The sequence below is a fragment of the Massilia timonae genome, assembly GCF_001866515.1.
Taxonomy (GTDB): Bacteria; Pseudomonadota; Gammaproteobacteria; order Burkholderiales; family Burkholderiaceae_D; genus Telluria; species Telluria timonae.
Genome location: NZ_JRYB01000001.1, coordinates 2,777,177 through 2,802,446, shown reverse-complemented (window position 1 = coordinate 2,802,446; position 25,270 = coordinate 2,777,177). Strand labels below are relative to the sequence as shown.

18 protein-coding genes are annotated in these 25,270 nt (G+C 63.3%); 12 read left to right on the top strand and 6 right to left on the bottom strand.

The window, feature by feature from the left end:
* Nucleotides 1-14: 14 nt before the first annotated feature.
* Both LO55_RS12030 and LO55_RS12025 read right to left on the bottom strand, forming a co-directional pair.
* Complete coding sequence (locus LO55_RS12030; RefSeq protein WP_071361610.1) at nucleotides 15-674, bottom strand: HAD-IIIA family hydrolase; 660 nt, start codon at nucleotides 672-674, stop codon at nucleotides 15-17.
* Nucleotides 675-735: 61 nt separating this feature from the next.
* Entirely contained in the window at nucleotides 736-1,719 is a 984-nt protein-coding gene (locus LO55_RS12025) for an RluA family pseudouridine synthase (protein ID WP_177185595.1), read from the bottom strand.
* 691 nt (nucleotides 1,720-2,410) lie between these two features.
* Here LO55_RS12025 and LO55_RS12020 point away from each other — a divergent pair.
* The 4 genes from LO55_RS12020 to LO55_RS12005 all read left to right on the top strand — a co-directional run bounded on the left by LO55_RS12020 (nucleotide 2,411) and on the right by LO55_RS12005 (nucleotide 9,378).
* On the top strand, nucleotides 2,411-5,590 hold the full coding sequence (locus LO55_RS12020) for an Rne/Rng family ribonuclease (RefSeq protein ID WP_071361608.1): 3,180 nt from the start codon (nucleotides 2,411-2,413) through the stop codon (nucleotides 5,588-5,590).
* 133 nt (nucleotides 5,591-5,723) lie between these two features.
* The gene (gene moaA, locus LO55_RS12015) at nucleotides 5,724-6,836 is read left to right on the top strand and encodes a GTP 3',8-cyclase MoaA (RefSeq protein WP_071361607.1); all 1,113 of its coding nucleotides are present in this window, start codon (nucleotides 5,724-5,726) and stop codon (nucleotides 6,834-6,836) included.
* An 11-nt stretch (nucleotides 6,837-6,847) separates the two neighbouring features.
* Nucleotides 6,848-8,731, top strand: coding sequence for a molybdopterin molybdotransferase MoeA (gene moeA, locus LO55_RS12010; RefSeq protein WP_071361606.1), 1,884 nt, complete (start codon nucleotides 6,848-6,850; stop codon nucleotides 8,729-8,731).
* A gap of 110 nt (nucleotides 8,732-8,841) precedes the next feature.
* Nucleotides 8,842-9,378 (top strand): REP-associated tyrosine transposase, encoded by a 537-nt coding sequence (locus tag LO55_RS12005; RefSeq protein ID WP_071361605.1) that lies wholly within the window; start codon nucleotides 8,842-8,844, stop codon nucleotides 9,376-9,378.
* An 84-nt stretch (nucleotides 9,379-9,462) separates the two neighbouring features.
* Here the strand turns inward: LO55_RS12005 and LO55_RS12000 are convergent, their stop codons facing one another.
* Genes LO55_RS12000 through LO55_RS11985 form a run of 4 tightly spaced genes read right to left on the bottom strand, consistent with a single transcriptional unit; the run spans nucleotide 9,463 to nucleotide 14,822 of the window.
* Complete coding sequence (locus LO55_RS12000; RefSeq protein WP_071361604.1) at nucleotides 9,463-10,782, bottom strand: DNA recombination protein RmuC; 1,320 nt, start codon at nucleotides 10,780-10,782, stop codon at nucleotides 9,463-9,465.
* Between the two features lie 8 nt (nucleotides 10,783-10,790).
* Entirely contained in the window at nucleotides 10,791-11,204 is a 414-nt protein-coding gene (locus LO55_RS11995) for a group II truncated hemoglobin (protein WP_005665800.1), read from the bottom strand.
* Between the two features lie 56 nt (nucleotides 11,205-11,260).
* A complete protein-coding gene (locus tag LO55_RS11990) occupies nucleotides 11,261-13,792 on the bottom strand; it encodes an ABC transporter permease (RefSeq protein WP_071361603.1) in 2,532 nt (843 codons plus the stop codon).
* Between the two features lie 22 nt (nucleotides 13,793-13,814).
* A complete protein-coding gene (locus LO55_RS11985) occupies nucleotides 13,815-14,822 on the bottom strand; it encodes an adenosine deaminase (RefSeq protein ID WP_005665798.1) in 1,008 nt (335 codons plus the stop codon).
* Nucleotides 14,823-15,428: 606 nt separating this feature from the next.
* On the opposite strand from LO55_RS11985, the gene LO55_RS11980 reads away from it, so the two are divergent.
* The 8 genes from LO55_RS11980 to LO55_RS11945 all read left to right on the top strand — a co-directional run bounded on the left by LO55_RS11980 (nucleotide 15,429) and on the right by LO55_RS11945 (nucleotide 25,217).
* Nucleotides 15,429-17,351, top strand: a complete 1,923-nt coding sequence (locus LO55_RS11980) for a PrkA family serine protein kinase (RefSeq protein WP_005665796.1) — start codon at nucleotides 15,429-15,431, stop codon at nucleotides 17,349-17,351.
* A 189-nt stretch (nucleotides 17,352-17,540) separates the two neighbouring features.
* Complete coding sequence (locus LO55_RS11975) at nucleotides 17,541-18,812, top strand: YeaH/YhbH family protein (RefSeq protein ID WP_071361602.1); 1,272 nt, start codon at nucleotides 17,541-17,543, stop codon at nucleotides 18,810-18,812.
* Between the two features lie 46 nt (nucleotides 18,813-18,858).
* Nucleotides 18,859-20,385 (top strand): SpoVR family protein, encoded by a 1,527-nt coding sequence (locus tag LO55_RS11970; protein WP_005665794.1) that lies wholly within the window; start codon nucleotides 18,859-18,861, stop codon nucleotides 20,383-20,385.
* A gap of 910 nt (nucleotides 20,386-21,295) precedes the next feature.
* On the top strand, nucleotides 21,296-21,958 hold the full coding sequence (locus tag LO55_RS11965; protein ID WP_005665793.1) for an energy transducer TonB: 663 nt from the start codon (nucleotides 21,296-21,298) through the stop codon (nucleotides 21,956-21,958).
* A gap of 84 nt (nucleotides 21,959-22,042) precedes the next feature.
* On the top strand, nucleotides 22,043-22,984 hold the full coding sequence (locus tag LO55_RS11960; protein WP_218145977.1) for a MotA/TolQ/ExbB proton channel family protein: 942 nt from the start codon (nucleotides 22,043-22,045) through the stop codon (nucleotides 22,982-22,984).
* 3 nt (nucleotides 22,985-22,987) lie between these two features.
* Entirely contained in the window at nucleotides 22,988-23,407 is a 420-nt protein-coding gene (locus LO55_RS11955) for an ExbD/TolR family protein (RefSeq protein WP_005665791.1), read from the top strand.
* Between the two features lie 75 nt (nucleotides 23,408-23,482).
* Nucleotides 23,483-23,917 carry an ExbD/TolR family protein gene (locus tag LO55_RS11950; protein WP_005665790.1) on the top strand — a complete coding sequence of 145 codons (435 nt, stop codon included), beginning with the start codon at nucleotides 23,483-23,485 and terminating at the stop codon, nucleotides 23,915-23,917.
* 70 nt (nucleotides 23,918-23,987) lie between these two features.
* Nucleotides 23,988-25,217 carry a tetratricopeptide repeat protein gene (locus tag LO55_RS11945; protein WP_005665788.1) on the top strand — a complete coding sequence of 410 codons (1,230 nt, stop codon included), beginning with the start codon at nucleotides 23,988-23,990 and terminating at the stop codon, nucleotides 25,215-25,217.
* Nucleotides 25,218-25,270: the final 53 nt, after the last annotated feature.

The window sequence follows — 25,270 nt, the reverse complement described above, 5'->3', positions numbered from 1 at the left end:
GCGCGCCCGCGGATTCAGGCATGCTCGAGCAGCCAGGCATGCAGCTCGGGAATCGAGCGCGCCGAGAACAGCGGGTGGCAGGCTTGCAGCTGGGCCACCGGGTGTGCGCCGAACTCGACAGCGATGCCGGACGCGCCGGCATTGTTCGCCATCAAGAGATCGTGGGTGGTGTCGCCGATCATCACGGTGCGGCGCAGGTCCTGGCCCAGTTCGCGGGTCAGTTCTTGCAGCATGGCCGGATGGGGCTTCGAGAATGTCTCATCCGCACAACGGGTCGCGTCGAAGATCGACAACAGGCCGGTGGCGTTCAGGGCCCGGTTGAGGCCTACCCGGCTCTTGCCGGTAGCCACCGCCAAAAAATAACCCTCGTTGTTAAGATCGGCCAACATCTCGCGAACGCCCTTGAACAGCACCAGTTCGTGGTCCTTGGTGAGGAAGTGATAGCGGTAGCGCTCGACCATGCGCGGATACATGGCCGGCTGGATGTCGGGCATCACCGCCTGCATCGCCTCGGCCAGGCCGAGACCGATGACGTGGGCGGCCGAGGCGTCGCTCGGGACCGGCAGGCCGAGGTCGCGCGCCGCCGCCTGGATGCACTTGACGATGGCCGCCGTGCTGTCCATCAGCGTGCCGTCCCAGTCGAACACGATCAGGTCAAATTGTTTTCTTGCCATTATTTAGCGGCGACCCAGGGCGCCTGTCTCCTTAGTTGTTCGATCGTGCGCAGGTGTTATATCACGCACTGGGCTCTCCCAGGCTTACCAGGAACCGTTCGCACTCTTCGGGCATCGGCGCGCGCAAGGTCATCCGTTCGCCGCTGTCCGGGTGGGTGAACGTGATCTGGTGCGCGTGCAGGAACATGCGCTTGAGCGCCCCGCGTCCCCCGCCCGCCTTGTGCAACTGTTTGTTGAAAGCAAAGTCGCCATACTTTTCGTCACCCAGGATCGGGAACCCGCTCGAGGCGAGATGCACCCGGATCTGGTGCGTGCGGCCCGTCTTGAGTTCGGCTTCGAGCAGGGCGAAATCATGCCATTTTTTCAAGAGATTGAAAATGGTGTGCGCTTCCTGGCCGCCGGCCTGGACCACGACCCGCTTCTCGCCATCCGCCGTCGTGTATTTATGCAGCGGCAATTTGACGTGCTGGCGCTTGTTCTGCCAGTTGCCCTTCACCGCCGCAAAATAACGCTTGTCGGTGGTCCCGTCGCGCATCTGGTCGTGCAGGTGGGTCAGTGCGCTGCGCTTCTTGCCGATCAGGAGCAGGCCCGAGGTTTCGCGGTCGAGCCGGTGCACCAGTTCCAGGAACTTGGCTTGTGGCCGCGCCGCGCGCAATTGCTCGATCACGCCGTAGGACACGCCGGAACCGCCATGCACGGCCACGCCGGCAGGCTTGTTAATGACGAGCAAGTGCGCGTCTTCAAACACCACCGGGAATTCGGTCCCCGGCACGGTGTCGTTGCTGGCTTTTTCGGCGATGCGGATCGGCGGGATGCGCACCATATCGCCCTCGACCAGGCGGTACAACTGGTCGATCCTGCCCTTGTTGACACGCACTTCACCCGAACGGAGGATGCGGTAGATATGACTCTTCGGTACACCTTTGCAGACACGCAACAGGTAGTTATCGATACGCTGTCCGGCGTCTTCTTCGCCGATCGTGACAAATTGCGCCTGCAGAGCCTGTTGTGATGAAGGGGGAACAACATCGTTTTGGGTCGCCATTCGCTCTGTCTTCCCAGAAATTCTCTCTAAGTCCTTCATTTTGAATATATAATCGACAGGCGGCGGTCAAACCTCTGCTGGTGTAAGAATTAAAACGATATTTTACACAGGGGCGCGCTCCATCGGCCCCGCTCATTGCAAATTCGATGGAAAGTAACGTGTACGCACATCCTTGCGCCGATCAGGGTTGCACCTGCAGTTGTAATCGGGTTGCGCGCAAAGATGCAGGATTGGATTGTCAGGATTCTTAAGGATAAGTACCGGCAAGCAAATCTTGCTTGTCGGGTGATGGTGTCGATAACGCTTGTCGTTTTCGCCGGGCCCGATGCAAGGCCGTCCTCGAGACTTGTGAGTTAGGCTGTCTTTTCGCCTCCAGGTCCTGGACGGTCGTCGGCTTCGAGCCGGGCTGGTTTTAGCACACCCCCTCGCTCCGCTGTGCCACCCCAACGTGGTGGCAGGCGGCCAGCGCAGGTCGCGGCGTGCGTGGACAATGACGTTCGGCCCCACAGCGCCCTGTTGCGGCAGCGACGCGGTGTTCACTCGCAGTTTTTCGCGGTGGTCACTGTTTCCCGCTGTATCGCACGCCACGGGCATTTCCCCTCCTGGACTCCCATCCCCGCATACATCCCTGTAGCTGCGCCGCCCGCGAGGGCGGCCATCACACGGCCCCCGGGTCGCGGAGTTTATAAAAATGAAACGTATGTTGTTTAACGCTACGCAGCAAGAGGAGCTGCGCGTAGCGATTGTCGACGGTCAAAAACTGATCGACATCGATATCGAGACCGCCGGTCGCGAGCAACGCAAGTCCAACATCTACAAGGGTGTCATCACCCGCATCGAACCCTCCCTCGAAGCCTGCTTCGTCTCCTACGGCGAAGACCGCCACGGATTCCTCCCCTTCAAAGAAGTCGCCCGCTCGTATTTCCGCGAGGGCGTCGACGTGCGCAACTGCACCATCAAGGAAGCGCTGAAGGAAGGCCAGGAAATCATGGTCCAGGTCGAGAAGGAAGAACGCGGTAACAAGGGCGCCGCCCTGACCTCGTTCATCTCGCTGGCCGGCCGCTACCTGGTCCTGATGCCGAACAACCCGCGCGGCGGCGGCGTGTCGCGCCGCGTCGAAGGCGAAGAGCGCCAGGAACTGCGCGAAACCATGGACAAGCTCGACCTGCCGCAAGGCATGTCGGTGATCGCCCGCACCGCCGGCATCGGCCGCACCGTCGAAGAGCTGCAGTGGGACTTGAACTACCTGATGCAGCTGTGGCGCGCGATCGAAGGCGCCGGCAAGTCGGCCCCGGGCGCCTTCCTGATCTATCAGGAGTCGTCGCTGGTCATCCGCGCCATCCGCGATTACTTCCAGCCCGACATCGGCGAAGTCCTGATCGACACCGACGAGATCTACGAACAGGCGCAGCAGTTCATGAGCCACGTGATGCCCGACATGGCGCACCGCGTGAAGCGCTACAGCGACGACGTGCCGCTGTTCTCGCGTTTCCAGATCGAACACCAGATCGAGACCGCCTACGCGCGCACCGTGCCGCTGCCGTCGGGCGGCGCGATCGTGATCGACCACACCGAAGCCCTGGTTTCCATCGACGTCAACTCGGCGCGCGCCACCCGCGGCTCGGACATCGAAACCACCGCCTTCAACACGAACTGCGAAGCGGCCGACGAAGTCGCCCGCCAGCTGCGCCTGCGCGACCTGGGCGGCCTGATCGTGATCGACTTCATCGACATGGAAGTGGCCAAGAACCAGCGCGAAGTCGAGCAGCGCCTCAAGGACGCCCTGCACCACGACCGCGCCCGCGTCCAGATGGGCAAGATCTCGCGCTTCGGCCTGATGGAACTGTCGCGCCAGCGCCTGCGTCCTTCGCTGTCGGAAGGCTCGCACGTGACCTGCCCGCGCTGCTCGGGCACCGGCCACATCCGTGATACCGAATCGTCGGCCCTGCAAGTCCTGCGTATCATCCAGGAAGAGGCCATGAAAGAGAATTCGGCCGCGATCCACGTGCAGGTGCCGGTCGACGTCGCCGCCTTCCTGCTGAACGAAAAGCGCGGCGAAGTGCTCAAGATCGAGAACCGCCACCGCATCACCGTGATCCTGATCCCGAACAAGCATCTGGACACCCCGCACTACAAGCTCGAGCGCATCAAGCACGACGATCCGCGCCTGGAAGACGCGCACGCCAGCTATGCGATGGCCGAGACCGCCGACACCGACATGGCTTACGCCAAGCGTCAGAAGGAAGAAGCGAAGCCGCGCCAGGAAGCCGTCGTCAAGACCATCACCCCGGCCCAGCCGGCCCCGGTGGTCGACCGCAGCGAAGCGGCCAAGCCGGCGAAAGCCGCCGCCGCGCCGGCCCCTGCCCCTGCCCCTGCCCCGGCCCCGGCCGAGAAAGGTTTCTTCGCCCGCCTGCGCGACTTCTTCTTCGGCAAGCCGGAAGAACCGGCCCCGGCGCCAGTGGTGGCCGAGAAGCCGGCCGCGCCTGCGCCGGCCGAGCGTGGCGAGCGCAACAACCGCAACAAGAATGGCCGCAACGGTGGCCGCAATGGCGAGCGCGGCGAACGCGGCGCCAAGCCGGGCCGTGAGCGCGAAGAGCGCGACGCGGTCGCCACCACCGTCGCCAAGGGCGCGCCGGGCGAGGAAATCGCCAAGGGCGCACCAGGCGAAGAGGCCCGCGAAGGCCGCCAGCCGCGCCAGCCGCGCGAGCGCAAGCCACGCGAGCCACGCGAGCCGCGTGAACCGCGCGAACAGGTCGAAGGCGCGGCGCGCGTCGAGGGCGCCGAGCGTCCCGAGCGTGCAGAACGCGGCGGCGAGCGCAAGGAGCGCCAGCCACGCCAGCCGCGCGAGCGCACCGAACGTGTCGAGCGCACCACCCAGGCCATCGAAGCCAAGCTCGACGAAGTCAGCGTGAGCCAGGTCGTGTCGAGCGCCACTGTTGCAGTCAGCACCAGCGGTCCGGAAGGCACCCAGGAAATCGTGCAGCAGGTCGTGAAGTCGGTGACGACGATCGGCCCGGATGGCGAGGAAATCGAAGGCGAAGGCGACGAGCCGCGCCGCCGTCGTCGCCGTGGCGGCCGTAACCGCAATCGTCGCGACCGTGACCAGGTCGAGGGAGAAGCGCTGGAAGGTGCGGACGACGCGCCGGCTTTCGCCCCGGTAGCCGATGAAGAAGCGGCCAAGGTCGCCGCCGCCGCCAAGGCCGCGAAGGCCAAGCCGGCACGCGCCGCCACGCACGATGCATGGCCGTTCCCGACCGCGGCGTCGGTGGCGGCTGCGAAGGCTGAGGCCGAGCAGGCTGCCGCTCCTGCGCCTGCGCCTGCTCCTGCGCCTGTCGCACCGGCGCCGGTTGCTGCCGAGCAGATCCCGTTCCCGACCGCAGCTTCGGTTGCCGCTCAACAGAACCCGTTCCCGACCGCAGCCTCGGTTGCCGCTCAGCAGAACATGTTCCCGACCGCGGCGTCGGTTGCCGAAGCACGCGCCGAGGCCGCTCAGGCTGCCGCACCTGCGGCTGCTCCGGCGCCGGCGCCCGTCGTCGACACCGCGCCGGCAGCCGAACCGGTCGCCGCGTCGGCGGTCGAGCCGGCGCCTGCAGCCGCACCGGCGGTCAGCGTCGCCCCGACGCCAGCCGCCGCGCCTGTGGCCAGCGCACCTGCGCCGGGCGCCGCCCTGGCGGCTGCGCCGGTCGAAGCCCCGGCCAAGCTGGACGAAGTGCTGGCCCAGGCCGGCCTGCAACTGGCATCGACCGACCCTGAAAAACTGCGCGCCGCCCAGGAAGCGGCCGTGGCGCCGCCGGTCCGCCTGGGCCGCGCCCGCAAGCCAGTGGTCGCGCCGGTAGACGAGCCGCTGGTGCAGGTCGATACGCGCCAGTAAGCAATCATCGGCTGCGCCATCACGTCGTTCCTGCGCTTGCAGGAACGACGTTTTTTATTGGAGCAGCAAGCAGTAGCATTTCCATCTGGATCTGGTACGGGCAGCTTCATCAGCCCCGTGCTATCGTACTGAAATGGCTGAAAAAATCATTCTGATCAATGACCTGCGCTCTTCCGCGCTGCAGGTCCCGGCTGTGCCCGAAGCACCGACCGGCCTGCTCAGCGACGCGCTGGGCCGGCCCCTGCACGACCTGCGCATCTCGGTCACCGACCGCTGCAACTTCCGTTGCGTGTACTGCATGCCGAAGGAAGTCTTCGACAAGGATTACCAGTACCTGCCGCACGGCGACCTGCTGTCGTTCGAGGAAATCACGCGCGTGGCACGGCTGTTCATCGCGCACGGCGTCGAAAAGCTGCGCCTGACCGGCGGCGAGCCGCTGCTGCGCAAGAACCTCGAGCGCCTGGTCGCGATGCTGCGCGCGCTGCCGACGCCGAGCGGCCGTCCGCTCGACCTCACCCTCACCACCAATGGCTCGATCCTGGCGCGCAAGGCCCAGGCCTTGAAGGATGCGGGCCTGGACCGCGTCACGGTCTCGCTCGACGCGATGGACGACCAGGTGTTTCGCAGCATGAACGACGTCGACTTCGCCGTCGCCGACGTGCTGCACGGCATCGACGCCGCCCACGCGGCCGGCCTGGGGCCGGTCAAGGTCAATATGGTGGTCAAGGGCGGCACCAACGACGACCAGATCCTGCCCATGGCGCGCCACTTCAAGGGCTCGCCGACCATCCTGCGCTTCATCGAATTCATGGACGTCGGCGCCTCGAACGGCTGGAATATGCGCGAGGTGGTGCCGTCGCAAGAGGTCGTGCGGCGCATCTCGGCCGAGCTGCCGCTCGAACCCGTCGCGGCCAACTACAGCGGCGAGACCGCCTCGCGCTGGCGCTACGTGGATGGCAGTGGCGAGATCGGCGTCATCTCGAGCGTCACCCAGGCCTTCTGCGGCGACTGTTCGCGCCTGCGCCTGTCGACCGAGGGCAAGCTGTACACCTGCCTGTTCGCCACGCGCGGCCACGACCTGCGCGCGCTGCTGCGCGCGGATCGCAGTGACCTCGAGCTGTCTAGCGCCATCGCCCAGCTGTGGCGCGGACGGGCCGACCGTTATTCCGAGACACGCACGGCGGAGACCGGCATCGGGCAGCGCGACGGCGCGCGCAAGGTTGAAATGTCCTATATAGGCGGATAATGGAACAAGGGATGATCAGCGGACTGGTATTGGCGGGCGGTCGCGGCTCGCGCATGGGCAATGTCGACAAGGGCTTGCAGCCCTTCCGCTCGAGCACCATGGTCGAGCACGTGCTGGCGCGCCTGCGGCCGCAGGTCGGGCCGGTGGCGATCAGCGCCAACCGCAACCTGGATGCCTACCGCGCTTTCGACGCGATGGTGCTGCCCGACGAAGTCGCGGACGGGGTGGAACCCTATCCCGGGCCGCTCGCCGGCCTCGAAGCCGGCCTGCGCCATTGCGCCACGCCCTACCTGCTGGCCGTCCCCTGCGACTCGCCCTTCCTGCCGACCGACCTGGCATCTCGCCTGTTCGCCGCGCTGCAGGAAGCCGATGCCGACGTCGCCTACGCCGCGACGCAAGAGCCCGGCAAGCGCGCGCAGCCGCATCCCGTGTTCTGCCTGGTGCGCGCCGAGCGGCTGCCGCAGCTGTCGGCCTACCTGCTCGAGGGCGGGCGCCGCGTCGACGGCTGGCACCGCGACCTGAAGGCGGTCGAGGTGGTCTTCGACGACGCCGACGCCTTCCGCAACATCAATACCCTGGACGAGCTGCGCGGACTGGACGACCCTTCTCCGCCCTTCCCTGCCAGCCTGGCCCAGGTGGCGAGCTGCATCAACGGCTACGATCCGGACGCCCTGCGCGTGCAGGACGCCCAGCGCATCATCCGCGACTTCGTGCAACCCGTGCGCGCGGTGGAAATGGTGGCTTTGCGTTCATCCCTCGGCCGCGTGCTGGCGCGCGACCTGGTCTCGCCGATCAACGTGCCGGCGCACGATAATTCGGCCATGGACGGCTATGCGCTGCGCGGCGGCGACCTGCCGCTAGAGGGCACGGTCACGCTGAAGGTGGTCGGCGTCGCCTACGCCGGCAAGCCGCTCGACATCACGCCGGGACCTGGCGAATGCGTGCGCATCATGACCGGCGGCGTGATGCCGGCCGGCTGCGACAGCGTGCTGCCGCAGGAATTCGCCGAGAGCACGACCATTGATACCGTCACCCTGCGCGCCGGCGCGATCCGTCCAGGGGACAACCGCCGCCTGGCCGGCGAAGACCTGAAGGCCGGCGGCGCCGCCCTGAAGGCCGGCCGCGTCATCCGCCCGGCCGACCTGGGGCTGTGCGCCTCGCTTGGCTTCGCCGAGATTCCCGTGCAGCGCCGCCTGCGGGTGGCCTTCTTCTCGACCGGCGACGAGCTGCGCTCGATCGGCGAACAGCTCGACGAGGGCTGCGTGTATGACAGCAACCGCTACACGATCTACGGCATGCTGCAGCGCCTGGGCTGCGAGATCATCGACATGGGCGTGGTGCGCGACAGCCCCGAGGCACTGGAAGAAGCGCTGCGCACCGCCTGCGAGAACGCCGACGCCATCATCACTTCGGGCGGCGTCTCGGTCGGCGCGGCCGACTACACCAAACAGGTGATGGCCGAGCTGGGCGACGTGACGTTCTGGAAGATCGGCATGCGTCCGGGCCGGCCGCTGGCCTTCGGCCGGGTGTCGTCCAACGGCCGCAGCGCATTTTTATTCGGCCTGCCGGGCAATCCGGTGGCGGTGATGGTGTCGTTCTACTTCTTCGCGCGCGAGGCGCTGCTGCGCATGATGGGCGCCGAGGCGCCACTGCCGCTGCTGCGTGCGCGCTCGATCGAGGCGATCCGCAAGAAGCCGGGGCGCACCGAATACCAGCGCGGCATCGTCGCGCGCGGGGCCGATGGCGAGCCGGAGGTGCGCATCACCGGGTCGCAGGGCTCGGGCATCCTGCGTTCGATGTCGGAGGCGAATTGCATGGTCGTGCTGCATGATGGACAAGGCAGTGTCGCGGCGGGGGAGATGGTGGATATCTTGCCGTTCGAGGGGTTGTTCTGACAGCTCGATAGGCACTGAACTCGTGGGGTGGACGGCTCCGCCGTCCACGCGTCCAACCCACCTTTGATCCGCCGCACCGCGCCTTTTCCCGTCGCGTCTACGATCGCGGCATGTCCCGCTTCCGCCGCATCCGCTCCGGCCCCACCTATTTCTTCACTGTGGTTGCGTATCATCGCCGCCCGATCCTGTGCGACGACGCAATCCGGTCCGCCTTGCACGATGCATTCACGCAAACACGTGACCGCCGTCCATTCACTGTCGATGCCATCGTCCTGATGCCCGACCACCTGCACTGTATCTGGACCCTGCCGGATGGAGACCTCGACATTTCGACGCGCTGGTCCCAGATCAAGCACCACGTCTCATGGTCCTGCCGTGGCTTGTACGATGATTTCATTTGCACCGCATCTCGCCGCAGCCGCGGCGAAGCGGCGATCTGGCAACGGCGCTTCTACGAGCGCATGATCAGGAATGACGCGGAGCTGGAACGCTATACCGATTACATCCATTACAACCCGGTCAAGCATGGCCATGCCGCCAGCGCGGCTGGGTGGCCTTATTCATCGTTCCGGCGGTATGTCAGAAATGGGATGTACCCGCTGGCTTGGGGCGAGATCGATACAGCTTGGGGAACTGAACTCGAATAATCGGGAGATGGTTGGACGCGTGGGCGGCGGAGCCGCCCACCCCACATGGTTCACATGGTTCACATGGTTCACATGGTTCAACAATCAGTCGTCGCGCTCCATGCCGTCCGGCCCCAGCATCAGCTGCGCCGCCTCGCTCGGCAACGCCTCCACCGATTTCAATTTACGCGCCATCTGACGGCTGCGCACCTCGGCGCTTTCGATGTTCTTGGCCGCCTTTTCCAGCGTCAGCTTGGTGGTGGCCAGCACGTCGCCGAACTTGGTGAACTCGGTCTTGACCGCCCCCAGTACCTGCCACACCTCGGACGAACGTTTTTCCAGCGCCAGGGTGCGGAAACCCATCTGCAGGCTGTTGAGCAGCGCCGCCAGCGTCGACGGCCCCGCGATCGTCACCCGCAGGGTGCGCTGCAGCTCGTCGGCCAGGCCGGGACGGCGCATCACCTCGGCGTACAGGCCCTCGGTCGGCAGGAACAGGATGGCGAAGTCGGTCGTCTGCGGCGGCGACACGTATTTGTCGCAGATGGTGCGCGCTTCGCCCCGCACCGCCCGTTCCAGCTCGGCGCCGGCGCGCGCCACGCCCTCGGCATCGGCCTCGTCGCTGGCCAGCAGCAGGCGTTCGTACTGCTCCTTGGGGAACTTGGCGTCGATGGGCAACCACAGCGGCGCGCCGCCGTCGACCACGCCGGGCAGCTTGATCGCGAACTCGACCCGCGCATTCGAACCGGCCACCGTCTCGACGTTCTTGGCGTACTGGTCGACGGTGAGCACCTGCTCCAGCAGCATCTCCAGTTGCACCTCGCCCCACGTGCCGCGGGTCTTGACGTTGGTGAGCACCCGCTTCAGGTCGCCCACGCCGATCGCCAGCTGCTGCATCTCGCCCAGGCCCTGGTGCACTTTTTCCAGCCGCTCCGACACCTGGCGGAACGATTCGGACAGGCGCGTCTCCAGCGTCGCATGCAGTTTTTCGTCGACCGTCTGGCGCATCTCTTCGAGGCGCCTGGCGTTATCGGTCTGAAGATCGCGGATCTTGGTTTCCAGCGTGTTGCGCACCTCGAGCATGCGCTGGGCGTTCGATTCGGTCAGATTGCCCAGCGTCTGCTGCAGGGTGTCGGCGAAGCGCTTCAGCGCGCGCGCCTGTTCCTCACGCCCGGTGCTGGAGTGCAGCTGCATCTGCTGGCGCATGCTGTCCAGTTGCTGGACGGTGGCATTGTGATATTGAGCGAGGTGAGCGGCCAGTTCCTGGCGCGTTGCCTGGGCGCTCGATTGCAGCTCCTGGCGCAGCTCGCGTTCCAGGCGTTCGACGTGATTGCCGTCGCCATTGCCGCGCATGCGCAGCAGGACGACAACCAGCAGGCCGGCCACGACGACCAGGCCGACCAGGATGAGGATTTCGGCGACGGTCATGGTGGCGCTCAATCGGGCTTGTTGCGCATCCAGTCCGCGGTCTGGAAGAAGGAATTCATCATGCGCACACGCAGCGTGTCGTCGTAGCCGAGGTCTTCCATGGCCCAGGCCATGCAGCGCAGCCACTGGTCGCGTTCCGCGCTGCCGATCGCGAACGGCAGGTGGCGCGCGCGCAGGCGCGGGTGGCCGTAGCGCTCGATGTACAGGTCGGGACCGCCCATCCAGCCGGACAGGAACATGAAAGTCTTTTCGCGCGAGCTGTCGTTGGGCACCGGGTGCATGGCGTGGATGCCGGCGAAATCGGGCTCCAGCTGCATCAGGTCATAGAAGCGGTCGACCAGCGCCCGCAGGCGCTCGCCGCCGCCCATCATCTCGTACAAGGTCTGGGATTCGGCGGGGGTTTCGGTGTGATGTTCGGACATCCCGCCATGATAGCGCACGGCCGCGGACCTTGTCCGCAGCCGGTCGATCATTGCGCTCAGGCTTCGCGCAGCGTTTGCAACGGCGGCTGCCGCAGCACCCCGCGCAGGCCCAGCCAGCCGCCGACGATCGCGCACAGCGCGCCGACGAACAGGCCCGCGATCCACACGCCCGGCTCGAACACCCATGGGAACTTGAACTGGTAGGTGGCCAGCGCCCAACCCAGCGCCGCCGCGCCGCTCGCCGCCAGGAGGCCCGCCAGGCCGCCCACCAGCACGAACTCGATGCGCTGCGCCTGCGCCAGCTGCTGGCGCGTGGCGCCCAGCGCGCGCAGCAGGCCCGCTTCGCGCGTGCGCTCGGATTGCGATCCCATCAGCGCCGCATACAGCACCAGCACGCCGGAAGCGAGCGTGAACAGGAACAGGAATTCGACCGCCGTCACCACCTGGTCCAGCACGTCCTGCAGCTGGCGGATGATGCCCGAGACGTCGATCACCGTCAGGTTCGGATGGTTGCGGGTCAGCGCATTGCCCAGGTTCGCCCCCTCGGGCGGCACATGGAAGGCCGTCATGTAGGTGGTCGGCGCATCGGCCATCGCCGCCGGATTGATGATGACGAAGAAGTTGGCGCGCATCGAGCCCCATTCGAGCTTGCGCACGCTGGTGATCTTCGCGTCGACGAGCAAGCCCGCCATGTCGAAGCGCATGGTGTCGCCCAGCTTCAGCCCCAGGCGCTCCATGATGCTCTGCTCGACCGAGGCCTCGGCCACGCCCGGCGCATCCCTGAACCATTCGCCCTGCACCACCTCGTTCGCCTGCGGCAGCACATTGGTCGTCGACAGGTTGAATTCGCGGTTGGCCAGGCGTCGCGCCTCGCCGTCCTGGAAGGTGTCGCGCGTGATCGCGTTGCCATTGATGGCCGTCAGGCGGCCACGGATCATCGGGTACAGCACGGGTTCCTTGACGCCGGCCGCCAGCAGCTGGCCTTCGACCGCCTGCTTCTGCTCGGGCAGGATGTTGATCACGAAGCGGTTCGGCGCGTCGGCGGGCGTGGCCAGCTGCCATGCCGCCATCAGGTCGCCGCGCACCACGGTCAGCAGGAGCAGCGCCATCAGTCCCAGCGCGAGCGACACCACCTGCACCACGGTGGCGCCGGGCCGGCGCTGCAGCGAGGTGACGGCGAAGCGCCAGCCCTGGCTCTTGAACGCGCCGCGCATCCGGCGCAGCCCCTGCAGGCCGAGCCAGGCCACCAGGGCGAAGAAGGCGAAGCCGCCCAGGAAGCCGCCGGCCGTGATCAGGGCCAGGGTCGGGTCGCCCGCCTGCCACAGCAGCAGCAGGAAGAACACGCCGACGCCCAGTCCATAGGTCGCCAGCGCGGCCGGCTGCGGCGCGCCCTGCTCGCGCCGGATCACGCGGTTGTGCGGCACGTTGCGCAACTGGAGAATCGGCGGCAGCGCGAAGCCCACCAGCAGCATCAAGCCGGTCGCCACGCCCTGCAGCGCGGGCAGCATCGACACCGGCGGCAGCTCGGTCTTGATCAGCGAGGCGATCATCTCGAGCAGCACGAAGTGGGCGCCGAAACCGACCAGCACCCCGATCACGCTGCCCAGGAGGCCGATGAATCCGAATTCGAGCAGGTACAGCACCGTGACCTGGTTCTGGGTCAGGCCCAGGCAGCGCAGCATGGCGCAGGCGTCCAGGTGGCGGCCCATGAAGCGGCGCGCCGCCATCGCCACCGCGACCGCCGCCAGCATCGCCGACAGCAGGCCCACCAGCGACAGGAACAACCCCGCGCGATCGAGCGTCGCGCGCATCTCGGGGCGGCCGTTTTCCAGCGTCTCGATGCGCACGCCCTTGATATTGTTGTCGCGGATCTGGGCGCGTATCCACTGTTCGTAGTCGCGCACCGCGGCCATGTCGTTCACGTCTTTTGAAGCGACCATCAGGCGGAAGCTCACGCGCGCGAAGTCGTCGACCAGGCCGGTGGCCTGCAGGTCTTCCAGCGCCAGCATCACGCGCGGCGCGAAGTTGGCGAACGAAGCGCCCTTGTCCGGTTCGGTGGCGATCAGCTGGGCGATGCGGAACTGGCTGTTGCCCAGGGTGAGCATGGCGCCGACCTCGGTGCGCAGCTGCGGCAGCAGGCCGGGATCGACCCAGACCGTGCCGCGCGCCGGCACCTCGCGCGTCGGCGTGCCCTGCGCGCCGCCGGCGGCGACAGGGTCGGTCGTGATGCTCATCTGGCCGCGCAGCGGATAGCCTTTTGATACCGCCTTGATCGACGACAGCTGGGCCAGCGAGTCGTCGCCCTCGCCGGCTTGCGCCATGCTCGGGAAGGTGACGGTGTCGGCCAGCAGCAGGCCCCGTTTCAGGGCCTCGTCGCGCCACTCCTGGCGCACCGGGTCGTCGGTATTGACCAGCAGGTCGGCGCCGAGCAGCTGGTGGGCGTCGCGGTCCATGCCGGAGCGCATGCGGTCGATGAAGAAGCCGACCGAACTCAATGCCGCGACCGCGACGATCAGCGCCACCAGCAGGAAGCGCAGCTCACCGGCGCGCCAGTCGCGCGCCGTCATGCGAAGAGCCTGGACGAACATGGATCCGCTCCGTTCTTGAAGGTCAGGCGTTGGCGAAGAAGCCGTCGACTTCGGCCAGGAAGGCGCGCTTGCGCTCCGGGTCGACGAAGGCGGCCTGGAAGCTGTTGCGCGCCAGCTGGCGCGCATGACTTTCGTCCAGCGGCAGCGCCTCGAAGGCGGCGAAGTAGTTCTCGTTGACGTAGCCGCCGAAATAGGCCGGATCGTCCGAGTTGACGGTCACCGCGAGATTGGCGTCGAGCAGGGTGCGCAGATTGTGCGAACCCATCACGTCGAACACGCGCAGCTTGATGTTCGACAGCGGGCACACGGTCAGCGCCATCTGCTCGCGCGCCAGGCGCTCGACCAGGGCCGGGCTTTCCAGGCTGCGCACGCCGTGGTCGATGCGCTCGACCTTGAGCACGTCGAGCGCGCTTTCGATATAGGCCGGCGGGCCCTCCTCGCCCGCATGCGCGACCAGGCGCAGGCCGAGCGAGCGGGCGCGCTCGAACACGCGCGCGAATTTCTCGGGCGGATGGCCGACCTCGGACGAATCGAGGCCGACGCCGATGAACTTGTCGCGGTAAGGGAGCGACTGCTCGAGCGTGGCGATGGCCTCGTCTTCGGACAGGTGGCGCAGGAAGCACATGATCAGGCTGGCGCTGAGCGGCGCATCCTGGCAGGCGCGCCAGATGCCGTTGATGACGGTCTCGAACGGCACGCCGCGCGCGGTATGGGTTTGCGGATCGAAGAAGATCTCGGCGTGGCGGACATTGTCGGCATGGGCGCGCGCCAGATAAGCCGCAGTCATGTCGTAGAAGTCTTGTTCCTTCAGCAGCACGCTGGCGCCGGCATAATAAATGTCGAGGAAAGACTGGAGATCGGTGAAAGCGTAGGCCTCACGCAACGCTTCGACCGAGCTATAAGCGAGGTCGACGCCGTTTCTTTGCGCAAGCTCAAAAATCAGTTCCGGTTCGAGCGAGCCCTCGATGTGGATGTGCAGTTCTGCCTTGGGCATGTTCTGCAGCAGGTTGCGCAGGCGTTCGTCGAGCATGGTTTTCTCCAACAGGTACATCAGTAAATATTCAATGGTGCGGGTCAGGTTGACCCGACCGACAAGTGTAACGCATGCCGGCTTTCCGCCTGCGCCAAGGCGAAAATGGCTGCGTTCGGCTTTATGACATGCACGATTCGCGTGCGCCGCGTGTTGAGCAGTTCGTGCACTATCGGCGCACAACGGAAGAAAATGGAGATGCCGCCGGCATGCCGATCTTTCGTTCAAACCGGCCTCGACGCCGTGTTCCGGCCCCCACCTTCCCAGGGCCGCCGCGACGCCTGCAAAAACCGGCTTTCTATAGTTAAATCAAGCACTTGGTACCGCTTCAACAGCTCGCACGACACTGCTTTGACTTCGGAAACTAATAGGCACATAATAAATTTCATAAACGCAAAAAAGGCGTTCTCCACCACGCAAGGATTTGGCTATCCGCCGAATCGACAAGACGCAATCGCACGTGAATTCCTTTAACGGCGCCGGCCATCCCGGCGCGGCACGTGACGACCGAACAGGGAGACCGCGACAAAGATACCGGGGCCCCGGGCAGCTTCGACAGTGGCTGCTGTGACAGTGATTCGTTGTTGGCACATTAAAGGAACTTCAATGAGCATCTTTGAAAACTACGCGGCCCGCTATGAGCGTACCCGGGAAGAGGAATACTCCCTGGCGGAATATCTCCAACTGTGCAAGAAAGACCCGCTGACCTATGCCAGCGCGCCGGAACGCATGCTGGCCGCGATCGGCGAGCCCACCCTGGTCGATACCCGCCTCGATCCGCGCCTGTCGCGCATCTTTGCCAACAAGGTGATCAAGATCTATCCGGCCTTCCGCGAGTTCTACGGCATGGAAGAAGTGATCGAGCAGGTGGTGTCTTATTTCCGCCATGCGGCGCAGGGACTCGAAGAGCGCAAGCAGATCCTGTATTTGCTCGGCCCGGTCGGCGGCGGCAAATCGTCGATCGCCGAAAAACTCAAAAGCCTGATGGAACTCGTGCCCTTTTATGCGATCAAGGGCTCGCCGGTGAATGAATCGCCGCTGGGCCTGTTCAGCGAAGAAGAAGACGGCACCATCCTCGAAGAAGACTACGGCATTCCGCGCCGCTACCTGCGCGCCATTCCGAGCCCGTGGGCGGTCAAGCGCCTGCACGAATACGGCGGCGACATCAACAAATTCCGCGTGGTGAAGCGCTATCCGTCGATCCTGAAACAGATCGCGATTTCCAAGACCGAACCGGGCGACGAAAACAACCAGGATATCTCTTCGCTGGTCGGCAAGGTCGATATCCGCAAGCTCGAGGATTTCCCGCAGGACGATCCGGACGCCTACAGCTATTCCGGCGGCTTGTGCCTGGCGAACCAGGGCCTGATGGAATTCGTCGAGATGTTCAAGGCGCCGATCAAGGTGCTGCACCCGCTCCTGACCGCCACGCAGGAAGGCAATTACAAGGGCACCGAAGGCTTCGGCGCGATTCCCTTCGACGGCATCGTGCTGGCGCACTCGAACGAATCCGAATGGAAGACCTTCCGCAACAACCGCAACAACGAGGCGTTCCTCGACCGTATCTATATCGTGAAGGTGCCGTATTGCCTGCGCGTGTCCGATGAAATCCAGATCTACGACAAGCTGCTGCGCAACTCCTCGCTCGACAAGGCGCCGTGCGCGCCCGGCACCCTGCGCATGATGTCGCAGTTCGCCGTGCTGTCGCGCCTGAAGGATCCCGAGAACTCGAGCATCTTCTCCAAGATGCTGGTCTACGACGGCGAAAACCTGAAGGACACCGACCCCAAGGCCAAGTCGCTGCACGAGTACGTCGACTATGCCGGCGTGGACGAAGGCATGAACGGCCTGTCGACCCGCTTCGCCTTCAAGATCCTGTCCAAGGTCTTCAACTTCGACAATACCGAGGTGGCGGCCAATCCGGTGCACCTGCTGTACGTGCTCGAACAGCAGATCGAGCGCGAGCAATTCCCGCCCGAGACCGAGCAGCGCTATCTCTCCTATATCAAGGAACACCTGGCGCAGCGCTACGTCGATTTCATCGGCAAGGAAATTCAAACCGCCTACCTGGAAAGCTATTCCGAGTATGGCCAGAACATCTTCGACCGCTACGTGACCTTTGCCGACTTCTGGATCCAGGACCAGGAATTCCGCGACCCGGATACCGGCGAAAGCTTCGACCGCGAATCGCTGAACGCCGAGCTGGAAAAGATCGAAAAGCCGGCCGGGATTTCGAATCCGAAGGATTTCCGCAACGAGATCGTCAACTTCAGCCTCAGGGCGCGCGCCACCAATGCCGGCAAGAATCCGGCCTGGACCAGCTATGAAAAGTTCCGCAGCGTGATCGAGAAGAAGATGTTCTCGAATACCGAGGAACTTTTGCCGGTGATTTCCTTCAATGCAAAAGCGAGCGCCGAGGATGCGAATAAGCATGCCGACTTCGTCGCCCGCATGGTAGAGAAAGGCTATACACCGAAGCAGGTGCGTCTGTTGTGCGAATGGTATCTGCGTGTGCGCAAGTCGTCGTAACGGTGCGTCTTGCGTGTTGCCGAATGGCTGCAGGCCGCCACCGGCAAGACGCGACGCTGCGCGTGCGCCGCACGCTCGTTCGCGCAGCGTATTAAGATAGGGGTGCCGTCGTTCGCGACGGCGCCAAAGCGCCAGCGACAAGCGCCATATGTCGCCAGTTCCGCGCTTATTAAAAGCAGGAGGCCTGTTTTGACTTACCTCATCGACCGTCGCTTGCAGGGCAAGAACAAGTCTGCGGTCAACCGCGAACGTTTCCTGCGCCGCTACAAGGCGCAGATCAAGGATGCTGTCGGCCGCGCCATCAAGGGCCGCTCGATCACCGACATCGAGAACGGTGAAAAAGTCACCATTCCCGTCAAGGACGTGAACGAACCGCATTTCGGCCACGCCCATGGCGGCGTGTATGAAACCGTCAACCCCGGCAATACCGAGTATCAAAAGGGCGACCAGTTCAACCGGCCCCGCGGCGGCGGTGGCGGCGCCGGGCGCGGCCGCGCCGGCAACAGCGAACAGACCGTCGAAGACGATTTCATCTTCGAGCTGTCGCGCGAAGAATTCATGAATTACTTCTTCGAGGATCTCGAGCTGCCGAACATGGTCAAGACGCAGCTGACCCAGACCATCGAATACAAGAACCAGCGCGCCGGCTACAACGTGTCCGGCACGCCCTCGAACATCCATGTGCTGCGCTCGCTGCGCGGCGCCCTGGGCCGCCGCATCGCCGTCGGCGGCCCTGCCCGGCGCCAGCTGGCCGAAGCCGAAGAAGCATTGCAAGCCTTGCTCGACGAAGGCGCACCGTCCGACGATGAACAGGTGGTCGCGCTGAAGGACCGCATCCACCACCTGCACATCCGTCTGAACGCCATTCCATTCATCGATCCGTTCGACCTGCGTTACTCGAACCGGATCAAGGTCCCCAAGCCCAGCACCCAGGCCGTGATGTTCTGCATCATGGACGTGTCGGGCTCCATGGACGAGACGCGCAAGGATACGGCCAAGCGCTTCTTCATCCTGCTGTATCTCTTCCTCAAGCGGGTCTACGAAAAGATCGACGTCGTCTTCATCCGCCACCACACGGCGGCGGCCGAGGTCGACGAGAACGAGTTCTTCCATTCGCGCGAGTCGGGCGGCACCGTCGTCTCCTCGGCGCTGCATCTGCTGCAGAAGGTGATCACCGAGCGCTATGGCAGCGCCGACTGGAACGCCTACGTGGCGCAAGCGTCGGACGGCGACAACTGGGACAACGATTCGGTGCTGTGCAAACAGATTCTCACCAGCGCGATCATGCCGCGCGTGCAGTATTACACCTATGTCGAGATCACCGATGGCCCGCCGCAGAACCTGTGGGAGCAGTATTGCGACGTCGCCGCCCAGCACCGCAATTTCGCGATGCAAAAGATCGTGACCCCGGCCGACATCTATCCGGTATTCCGCGAACTGTTCAAGAAGCAGGCCAAATAGCCTGGACGGGTCACAAGACATACTGCAGTCAACAGCGAGGCGCCCCATGCCAAGAGATCCAAGCAATCCGCGCGCCCTGCCCGAACAGTCGGAGTGGACCTTCGACCTGATCGAGCAGGCGCACGAAGAAATCAAGCGGGTGGCCAAGCGTTATGGCCTGGACACCTATCCGAACCAGCTCGAGATCATTACCGCCGAGCAGATGATGGATGCCTACACCTCGGTAGGCATGCCGGTCTCCTATAACCACTGGTCTTTCGGCAAGCATTTCTTGAGCACCGAGAAAAGCTACCGCCGTGGCCAGATGGGCTTGGCCTACGAGATCGTCATCAACTCGAATCCCTGCATCGCCTACCTGATGGAAGAAAACAGCCTGACGATGCAGGCGCTGGTGATCGCCCATGCCGCCTACGGCCACAATTCTTTCTTCAAAGGAAATTACCTCTTCCGCAGCTGGACCGATGCCGACGCCATTGTCGACTATATGGTGTTTGCCAAGAACTATATCGCCGAATGCGAGCAGCGCTATGGGATCGATGCGGTCGAGGAGTTGCTCGATTCCTGCCATGCGCTGCAAAACTATGGCGTCGACCGCTACAAGCGGCCGGCCAAGCTGTCGGTCGCGCAAGAGGCGGCGCGCACCAAGGAGCGCGAGGAATACGCCCAATCCCAGGTCAATTCGATCTGGCGCACCCTGCCCCAGCGCGAAGAACAGGTGGCGGCGGATGCGCCGACCCACCGCTTCCCCCCCGAGCCCGAGGAAAACCTGCTGTATTTCATCGAGAAATACGCGCCGCTACTCGAACCCTGGCAGCGTGAGCTGGTGCGGATCACGCGCAAGATTTCGCAATACTTCTATCCGCAGCGCCAGACCCAGGTAATGAACGAGGGCTGGGCCACTTTCTGGCATTACACGATCCTGCAAGACCTGTATAAAGAGGGGATCGTCGGCGACGGCTTCATGCTCGAGTTCCTGCAAAGCCATACCAACGTGGTCTACCAGCCGCCGGCCAACAGCCCGTATTACAGCGGGATCAATCCCTATGCCCTCGGTTTCGCGATGATGACCGATATCCGGCGCATCTGCGAAAACCCGACCGATGAAGACAAAACCTGGTTCCCCGACATCGCCGGCAGCGACTGGCTCAAGACGCTCGACTTCGCGATGCGCAACTTCAAGGACGAGAGCTTCATCGCCCAATACCTGTCGCCCAAGCTGATTCGCGACTTCCATTTCTTCGCCGTGCTGGACGACGACCGCAGCGACAAGCTGACCATCTCGGCCATCCATGACGAGGCCGGCTACCGCTACGTGCGCCACAAGCTGGCCGAGCAGTACAACCTGGGCAGCCGCGAGCCGAACATCCAGGTCTGGCAAGTCAATACGCGCGACGACCGCGCCCTGACCCTGCGCCACACGCAATACAACCGCCGCCCGCTCAACGGACAGGCGCAAGAGGTGCTCAAGCACGTGGCCCGGCTATGGGGCTTCGACGTGCGGCTCGAAACGGCCGATCCGGCCGGGCACGTGGTCAGCTTCCTCGAGTGCCGGCGCGAGAAGCGCGGGCGCTGAGCGGCGCGCGCGGCCTGGCTCATTGTTGACCACCGCGACCGTGGGGTGGACGGCTACGCCGTCCACGCGTCCAATCCACGCTCGCATGGCGATTCACGCCTTGCTTGACTACGCGGGCGGCAGAGCCGTCCCCCCATGAATTCGCGGCTAACCGTTCCTGCCGGCGGTTTTGCCCTACCTTTTATTCCGCATTGACACCCTACTGCGCGGCACCAGCACCTTGCCTTGCCTATGCATGTTCAATTAGGCTCTTCTGCTATCGCCAACATACAGATTTCATGGTATGTTCCCGACATCACATGTTAGCGCTGTCACAACCAAGTCATGGTAATTTGACGGTGAAGGCCCTAGCACTAACTAAGTAATATAGTTTGTCGCAGAAGGTGTGGGAGCGCGCAGCTTTCATTCCTGTCGAGACGAAGCATCAAATGGCGCACGGTTGAGCCATCGCAAGCAGTCTAAGGCGTATCACTTTTATCTATACCTAAGTACGCTCGGGACGGCTTCCAGGGAAATCCGAGGAGGCCGGAGGGTAATAAGAATTGGCTATTGTTTGCAGAAAGACCATTGTGGAGTCATATTAAATTTGCCAAGCGACTGATTTAGCATCAGAAATTTGGCAAACTTGACATCTACACTGATCTTCCACGCGATGAGGAGAATCGATACATAAAACTACACATTTTCCGGCCTTCCGGACCCCTGAAACCGACCTCGCCAGGCTTGTATAGATGAGCTTGTTTGCCTGCATTTACAGGTAGTTAGCGCACCTTTCGCTGCTGTAAAAATGTATGTGCAAAAAAGAATTCGTAGGTATAATTCTTCGATGTCCCGGATGCGGCTCTAGGCTTTTGTCGTGTTTAGTGGGTTTGGTAGCAACAAAAAAGAGTTGGTATTGGAGAAATATGGCATGAATTTTTCGAATGAGAAGCAACCCGGGAAAAATTTCACAGGCTTCATCGTAGTCGTCATCCTTCACATCATCGTGGGATGGGCGCTCGTCGCTGGCCTGGGTACCCGGATCGTCAGCACGGTGACCGAAGCTGTGGAAACCAAGCTGATTGAAGAGACCGCGCCGCCGCCGCCGCCGGAAACTCCGCCGCCGCCGCCGCCGCCAGAAATGAAAGCGCCGCCGCCGCCGTTCATCCCGCCGGTCGAAGTGCAGGTGCAGCAACCGCCACCACCGCAAAACACGATCGCTACCGCGACCAACACGCCGCCGCCAACCACCCAGCTGGCTCCGCCGGCGCCGCCAGCTCCTCCGGCTCCGCCGGCGCCGCCGGCACGTGGTCCTAGCCGTACCGAGGCAGTGGCTGACTTTAATACTTGCGCACGTCCGGAATATCCACGTTCGTCGCAGCGCAATGAAGAAACCGGTACCACGACCCTGCAGTTCCTGATCGGTGTCGATGGTCGGGTGATGGAAGCCAAGCTGGCGAAGTCGAGTGGCTTCCGTGACTTGGACCGAGCCGCGCAATCGGCTCTGAGCAAATGCCGATTCAAGCCCGCCATGATCGATGGCAAGCCGGAACAGGCGTGGACAGCGGTGCAGTACGTCTGGACGCTGGAATAAACCGAGACAGGTCACCGTCTCAAACTTTGATTGTCGTTGTCGTTAAGTTCAGCGAACTGTCTATTTAATATCTTTGGAGGAAGCATGTTTAAGAATACCCGTTTGTCCGCTTTCCTGGCGGCTGTCCTGTTGTCGGTAACCGCAGCATCGGCTCTGGTGTCCGCTCCGGCCTTCGCTCAAGAAACCCCGGCAACCGACGCAGCTGCGCCAGCGGCGACCGACGCAGCTGCACCAGCTGCTGACCCAGCTGCTGCTCCTGCAGACGCTGCCGCCGCTCCTGCAGACGCTGGCGCGCCAGCCGCTGCTCCAGGTGGCGAGCAAACCGAAGAAGTCTACAACCCGTACGGCCTGCAAGCGATGTGGGAACACGGCGACTTCGTCAACAAGGGCACCCTGATCATCCTGTCGCTGATGTCGATCGGTTCGTGGTACATCATCATCACCAAGCTGATCGATCAGCAGAAGATCATGAAGCAGTCGAAAGACATGCAAGCCAAGTTCTGGAAAGCACCGTCGATCGCTGCTGGTTCGGCTCAGCTGAAAGAAGGTTCGCCATTCCGCTTCATCGCTGAAACCGGCACCAAGGCAACCCAGCACCACGACGGCGCCCTGCTCGAGCAGATCGACCTGTCGACCTGGGTCACCATGCAGATCCAGCGCGCAGTGGACCGCGTCCAGTCGCGTCTGCAAGACGGCCTGTCGTTCCTGGCAACCGTCGGTTCGACCTCGCCGTTCATCGGTCTGTTCGGTACCGTCTGGGGCATCTACAACGCACTGACCGCCATCGGCATGTCGGGTAACGCATCGATCGACAAGGTCGCAGGTCCAGTCGGTGAAGCACTGATCATGACCGCCTTCGGTCTGTTCGTTGCAGTTCCTGCCGTTCTGGGTTACAACTGGCTGGTGCGTCGTAACAAGACCGTCCTGGAAGACATCCGTTCGTTCTCGGCTGACGTTCACTCGGTCCTGATCTCGGGCGCAATGTCGACCTCGAACGCAGCTGCCGCAGCTAAAAAGATTGGATAAACTATGTCGATGAGTGTCGGTTCCGATTCCGGCGAAGATGCACTGAATTCAGAGATCAACACGACGCCACTCGTTGACATCATGTTGGTTCTTCTGATCATCTTCCTGATCACGAGCCCGGTGGTGCTGAATCTGCAGAAAGTGACCCTTCCTTCAGAAGAGAACCAGGTCACCCTGACCAAGCCGGAAGATGTGAATATCACCGTCAATAAAGACGGCGAGATGTACTACAACCAGACTCACCTCGCGAACACGGACGAGCTGTTCAAGTTCCTCGCGGAGCAGTCGGTGAAAGTGCCGCAACCGGCGGTGAAAGTTCGTGGCGACCAGGAAACCCGCTACGAAGCGATCGGCCGCGTGATCTACACGGCACAACGTGCTGGTGTGCAGAAGGTTGGCTTCGTTATCGAGCCACCGGGCTGATAGCCCAGCATGCGGCGCCTGGCTTTCGAGCCGGGCGCCGTAACCTTCTCCCCAACATTAGATAAGGACACACCCATGAGTATGAACGTAGGTGGAGGCGGCTCCGCAGCAGCAGCCGATCCGGAACCGATGATGGAAATGAACATGACGCCGTTGATCGACGTCCTGCTCGTTCTGATCATCATGCTGATTATCACGATTCCGAAGCAAAACCACTCGGTCAATCTGAACATGCCAGTTGGTAACCCGCCGCAAAGCGATATCAAACCGGTGGTGATCACGATCGACGTCGACTTCGACGGTACCATCCTCTGGGATGGCGAAGTGATCCCGGATCGCGCGACGCTCGAAGCCAAGATGAATGCAGTTGCAGCCATGGCCGACCAGCCTGAAGTGCACCTGCGTCCGAATAAGCTGGTAGAGTACAAGGTAGTTGCCGGTGTCATGGCATCCGCCCAGCGTATCGGCGTCACCAAAATCGGCATGGTCGGTAACGAGCAGTTCCAGTAATCGTTCCATGTTTGAACCAACACGGCAGGGCTATCCCTGCCGTGTCCATTTTGAAATAAGGATTTTTCAGATGATCAAGTTCCGTCTCGCTCACCTCAGCCTTGCAATGGCCGCTCTGGGCTTTACCGCGCTCACCCCGGTAATCGGCCTGTCTTCCGCCGTCGCGCAGGAAGCAATGCGCCCGGAGATTGGCAAACCGCTGCAGCAAGCCCAGGCCCAGATGAAACAGGGCAAGCACAAGGAGGCACTGGCTACCCTGCGCGGACTGGACAAGGTGGGCAACAAGACCGCCAATGAAAGCTACCTGATCGAGCGCGTGCGCGCCGGGGCAGCGTCGTCGGCCGGCGATTACGATACCGCCGCCAAATCCTTCGAAGCCCTGCTCGCGTCGGGCAAGCTGAGCGCCAACGAGCGTTCGCAATTCGCCGAAGGCCTGGTGGGCATCTATATGCGTGCAGGCGACCTGAACAAGGCCAACGCCACCATCCAGAACTTGCTCAAGCAGAAGGATGATCCGAAGCTGCGCGCTTACCTGCTGCAGAACTATTACAAGCAAGGCAATACCGCCGCCCTCGAGCAAGAACTGCGCACCATCGAGAAGAGCGGCCGCCTGAGCGAAGACCAGCTCGGCATGCTGGCCAATATCCAGCTCAAGAAGAACGATACCGCCGGCTACGTGCGCACCATCGAGAAGCTGGCCGCCAGCTATCCGAAGGCGCAGTACTGGACCGACCTGCTGAACCGCGTGCAGCGCCAGCCGGGCTACTCGCAGCGCCTGAACGTCGACGTCTATCGCCTGAAGCTGGCCAACAACCTGCTCAAGAAGCCGAGCGAGTACATGGAAATGGCCCAGCTGGTGCTGCAGGCGAAAGCCCCGGCCGAAGCGATCAAGATCATCGACAAGGGCTACAAGGCCGGCGCCCTGGGCACCGGCACCGACGCCGCGCGTCACCAGCGTCTGAAGGACCTGGCCGAGAAGAACCTGGCAGAGCAGAACAAGAACTTCGCTGCGCTGGAAGCCGAGCACACCGCGGTCAAGGACCAGGACTCGCTGGTGGGCCTCGGTTACGCACTGGTGCAGGCTGGCCAGGCCGACAAGGGCCTCAAGATGATGGAAGCGGCCATCAAGGCCGGCGGCCTGAAGAACCCCGAGGACGCCAAGCTGCGCCTGGGCGAAGCCTACGCCGCTGCCGGCAAGAAGCAGCAAGCCATCGCCACGCTCAAGACCGTGGGCGGCAAGGACGGCACCGCCGAACTGGCCCGCTACTGGATCCTGGCGATCAACAATCCGCTGTCCTGATCGACCCGTTCCCGCGCAGGCGGGGATGCAAGGAACGCCGCCTTTCGGGGCGG